This window comes from Caulobacter sp. B11, assembly GCF_002737765.1.
In the GTDB taxonomy this organism is placed as follows: domain Bacteria; phylum Pseudomonadota; class Alphaproteobacteria; order Caulobacterales; family Caulobacteraceae; genus Caulobacter.
Genome location: NZ_PEGG01000282.1, coordinates 1 through 3,848 on the forward strand (window position 1 = coordinate 1; position 3,848 = coordinate 3,848).

3 protein-coding genes and 1 pseudogene are annotated in these 3,848 nt (G+C 65.8%); 1 reads left to right on the top strand and 3 read right to left on the bottom strand.

Annotated features, from left to right (window positions below):
- Together rfbB and CSW58_RS11110 are read right to left on the bottom strand one after the other, a co-directional pair.
- On the bottom strand, nt 1-891 hold an 891-nt coding region (gene rfbB / locus CSW58_RS11105), incomplete at its 3' end, for a dTDP-glucose 4,6-dehydratase (RefSeq protein ID WP_099447332.1).
- A 71-nt stretch (nt 892-962) separates the two neighbouring features.
- Nucleotides 963-1,193 (bottom strand): hypothetical protein, encoded by a 231-nt coding sequence (locus CSW58_RS11110; protein WP_161494603.1) that lies wholly within the window; start codon nt 1,191-1,193, stop codon nt 963-965.
- A 180-nt stretch (nt 1,194-1,373) separates the two neighbouring features.
- Here CSW58_RS11110 and CSW58_RS11115 point away from each other — a divergent pair, with 180 nt between their 5' ends.
- Entirely contained in the window at nt 1,374-2,237 is an 864-nt protein-coding gene (locus CSW58_RS11115) for a bifunctional 2-polyprenyl-6-hydroxyphenol methylase/3-demethylubiquinol 3-O-methyltransferase UbiG (RefSeq protein ID WP_099447331.1), read from the top strand.
- Between the two features lie 98 nt (nt 2,238-2,335).
- Here CSW58_RS11115 and CSW58_RS11120 read toward each other — a convergent pair.
- Nucleotides 2,336-3,848: pseudogene (locus CSW58_RS11120) on the bottom strand (transketolase family protein); the annotation flags it as partial.

Consider the following 3,848-nt stretch of genomic DNA (forward strand, 5'->3'; position numbering starts at 1 on the left):
GTCGTGCCCGGGGCGATCGACCACGAAGCTGATCAGGTCGCGGCGACGCAGGCCGTCCTGGGGCCGCAGCTCATCGACCAGGTCGCAGATGGCCTCGACCACCTCGAGATTGGTCCGCTCGTTGCGCCCGCCGACATTGTAGCTCTCGCCGACCTGTCCCTTGGTGACGACAAGGTGCAGGGCCTTGGCGTGGTCCTCGACAAACAGCCAGTCGCGGACATTGTCGCCCTTGCCATAGACCGGCAGGGGCAGGCCGCGCAGGGCGTTGATGATGGTCAGCGGGATCAGCTTCTCGGGGAAGTGATAGGGGCCGTAATTGTTGGAGCAGTTGGAGACCACCACCGGCAGGCCGTAGGTGTGGCCCCAGGCGCGGACCAGATGGTCCGACGAGGCCTTGGAGGCCGAATAGGGCGAGCGGGGGTCATAGGGCGTGGTCTCGGTGAACAGGCCCTCTTCGCCCAGGCTGCCGAACACTTCGTCGGTCGAGATGTGGTGGAAGCGGAACTGCTCGCGCGCCTCGCCCGACAACTCGCGCCAGTAGTCCAGCGCGGCCTGCAGCATCACATAGGTGCCGACGATATTGGTCTGGATGAACGGGCCCGCGCCGCTGATCGAGCGGTCGACATGGGACTCGGCCGCCAGGTGCATGATCGCGGTCGGACGAAACCGCGCGATGGCCGAGGCGACGGCGTCAGCGTCAGCAACATCGCCCTGTTCGAAAGAATAAAAATTGGAGTCCTCGATGCTTTCGAGAGAACTCAGGGACGCCGCATAGGTAAGCTTGTCAAAATTCAAGACGAGGGTGTCGCCCGTCGAGATCAAATGACGACATACGGCCGAGCCAATAAAGCCAGCGCCGCCGGTCACCATAATGCGTTGCGCGGCCGACATCGAGCCTCCTCAAGCGACATGCCTTAATCGACCGTTCCCTATAGGCAAGAGTGGAGGGCTTTGAAAGCGGTTTAGTCGGCCGGTCGGTTGACCGCGGGCGATTCAATAGTTGGTCTGGGGTTGTTGCTGCTATCGATCGCCGCCCGATGGCGAGTGGGCGACCCAAAGATCAACACCCAAGCCCCGCCCAGAACTAGGACCAAGACAACAACGGCGATGATCGTGCGAATTTCGATGCGGCTTCGAACGCTGTAGGCCGAGGGCTTGATGTCGGTTTCATCTCGCTCGACGGCCATGACCACGCTCCCTGCGCCAACGACCGGCGACGGGCCGGGATGACCGAGACCGAACGCGCCCGCGGTTTCGGCGTTCCGTTCCCGCATTGACGATTGTCAAGTTCACCCTCTCGGTGGACCTTTATGCTTAATCAGTAGGCGTCTTGATCTTCAGGACACCGTCGCCGCCAGCGTTAAGAGGTCGCCTTGGACTCTTCCGTGTTCCCGCCCGAATTCAGTCCCGAGACCCTGCGACGCCTCTATCCCGACCTCGCCCCGTTCAATGACGACGAATTGCGCGACCATTTCCGACTGCACGGCCGGCAGGAAGGGCGAACCTCGTCCGACGCCGACACCCGCGAAGCCCTGATCGCGCTGATTGATCCAGGGGCCGATATTCTGGAGATCGGACCCTCCTGGAGCCCGGTCTTCCGGGGCCCCAATGTCCGCTATTTCGACATCCTGACGACCGAAGGCCTCAAGGCCCGCGCCCGCGAGCACGGGGTCGACGAAGCTCTGTGCCCCGAAATCCACTATACCGGCGCGCTGGAGGCGATCGACCAGAGGTTCGACGTGCTGTTCAGCAGCCACAATCTCGAGCATCAGCCCGATCTCATTCGCCACCTGCAGGCGGCGGCCTTGCTCCTGCGCGTCGGCGGGGTCTATGTGATGCTGGTGCCCGACAAGCGCTACTGCTTCGACCACTTCCTGCCATCGTCAACCGTCGCCGAGGTGCTCGAAGCGTTTCTCGAACACCGCACGCGGCATGCGACGCGTCACGTCATCGAACATATCGCGCTCACCACCCACAACGAGACCGGCGAGCACTGGATGGGCCGCCATGGCGAGTCCGCCTTCGAGCAGCCCGACGGGCGCCTTCGGGCCGCCCTCGACCGACTGCGGACGGACGACGGCTATATCGACGTCCATGCCTGGAAGTTCACGCCGGAAGTCTTCCGGGCGATCTTCGCGGGGTTGCGCGCCGTCAACCTCGAGCCCTTGCGAACCCTGCGGGTCTATGAGACGCCGCAAGGCCGAAACGAGTTCGGGGTCGTGCTGCAAAAGCTCTGACCCCGCGCCCGCCCAAAGGTTCTGAATTTGGGCTCTGAACCAGGCGTTCAGAGCCCCTTTTTGTCCCGATGGCCCGCCTTGGCCTGAACCAAGAAGCCCTAGATCGCGGCCTGAACAACGGCCTCGGCGGTGATGCCGAATTCCTTGTAAAGCCGCTCGAACGGGGCGCTGGCGCCAAAGCCGGTCATGCCGACGAAGCCGCCGTCCTCGCCGATGAAGCGATCCCAGCCCTGGCGGATGCCGGCCTCGACCGCGACGCGGCGGGCGGCCGTGCCGATCACGGCCTGGCGATAGGCGGCCGGCTGCTGCTCGAACAGCTCCCAGCAGGGAACCGAGACCACGCGGGTCGGCTTGCCCTGGCCCTGCAGGACCTCGCGCGCCGCCACGGCCAGGGCCACTTCGGTGCCGGTGGCGAAAATCGTCACCGCCGCCGCGCCGCCCTCGGCCGCCAGCAGCTCATAGGCGCCCTTGGCCGACAGGTTCTGATCGCCCGAGCCGCGCACGCCCGGGGTCTTCTGGCGCGACAGGGCCATGACCGAGGGGGTCGAGGTCTGTTCCAGGGCGATCTTCCAGCACTCGGCGGCTTCCACCGCGTCGCACGGACGGAAGACCAGCAGGTTGGGGATGGCGCGCAGGGAGGCGACCTGCTCCACCGGCTGGTGGGTCGGGCCGTCCTCGCCCAGGCCGATGGAGTCGTGGGTCATCACGTGGATGACCTTGGCCCCCATCAGGGCGCCCAGGCGGATGGCCGCGCGGCTGTAGTCGGCGAAGGCCAGGAAGGTGCCCGAATAGGGAATGACGCCGCCATGCAGGGCCATGCCGTTCATCGCCGCCGCCATGCCGAACTCGCGCACGCCATAATGGACGTAGCGGCCGGCATAGTCGGGGGTGTCGAAGGCCTTCATGCCCTTGACGAAGGTGTTGTTGGAGCCGGTCAGGTCGGCCGAGCCGCCGATCATTTCCGGGATCGACGGGATCAGATGATCCAGAGCCGCGCCGGAGTGAACGCGGGTGGCGTTGGCGGGCTTGGTCTGCGCCATCGTGGCGATGTGGGCGTCGACGGCTTCAAAAGCCTTGGCCGGCAGGGCGCCCGAGATGGCGCGGGTGAACTCGGCGGCGTGGGCCGAGGCCTTAAGGCCCGCTTCCCAGGCCTTGCGGACGCGGGCGCCGCGACGGCCGACGCTCTTCCAGGCCTTGGCGATGTCGTCGGGCACGGTGAACGGCGCGGCGTCCCAGCCCATGGCGACGCGCGAGGCGGCGATCTCGGTGTCGAACAGGGTGTAGCCGTGGCTGTGGGGGTCGCCTTCCTTGGGGCCCGCGCCCTTGGAGATCAGCGTCTTGCACGCGATCATGGTCGGCCGGTCCTGCTTGGTGGCCCAGCGCAGGGCGGCGGCGATCTTGCCGTGGTCGTGGCCGTCGACGACCTTGACCGCCCAGCCGGCGGCCTTTAAAGCGCGCGACCTGGTCGCCGGTCTCGGAGATGGTGGCGACGCCGTCGATGGTGGTGTTGTTGTCGTCGAACAGCACGGTCAGCTTGTTCAGCTTCAGGCGGCCGGCGATGCTGATGGCCTCATGGCTGACGCCTTCCATCAGGCAGCCGTCGCCGGCGAT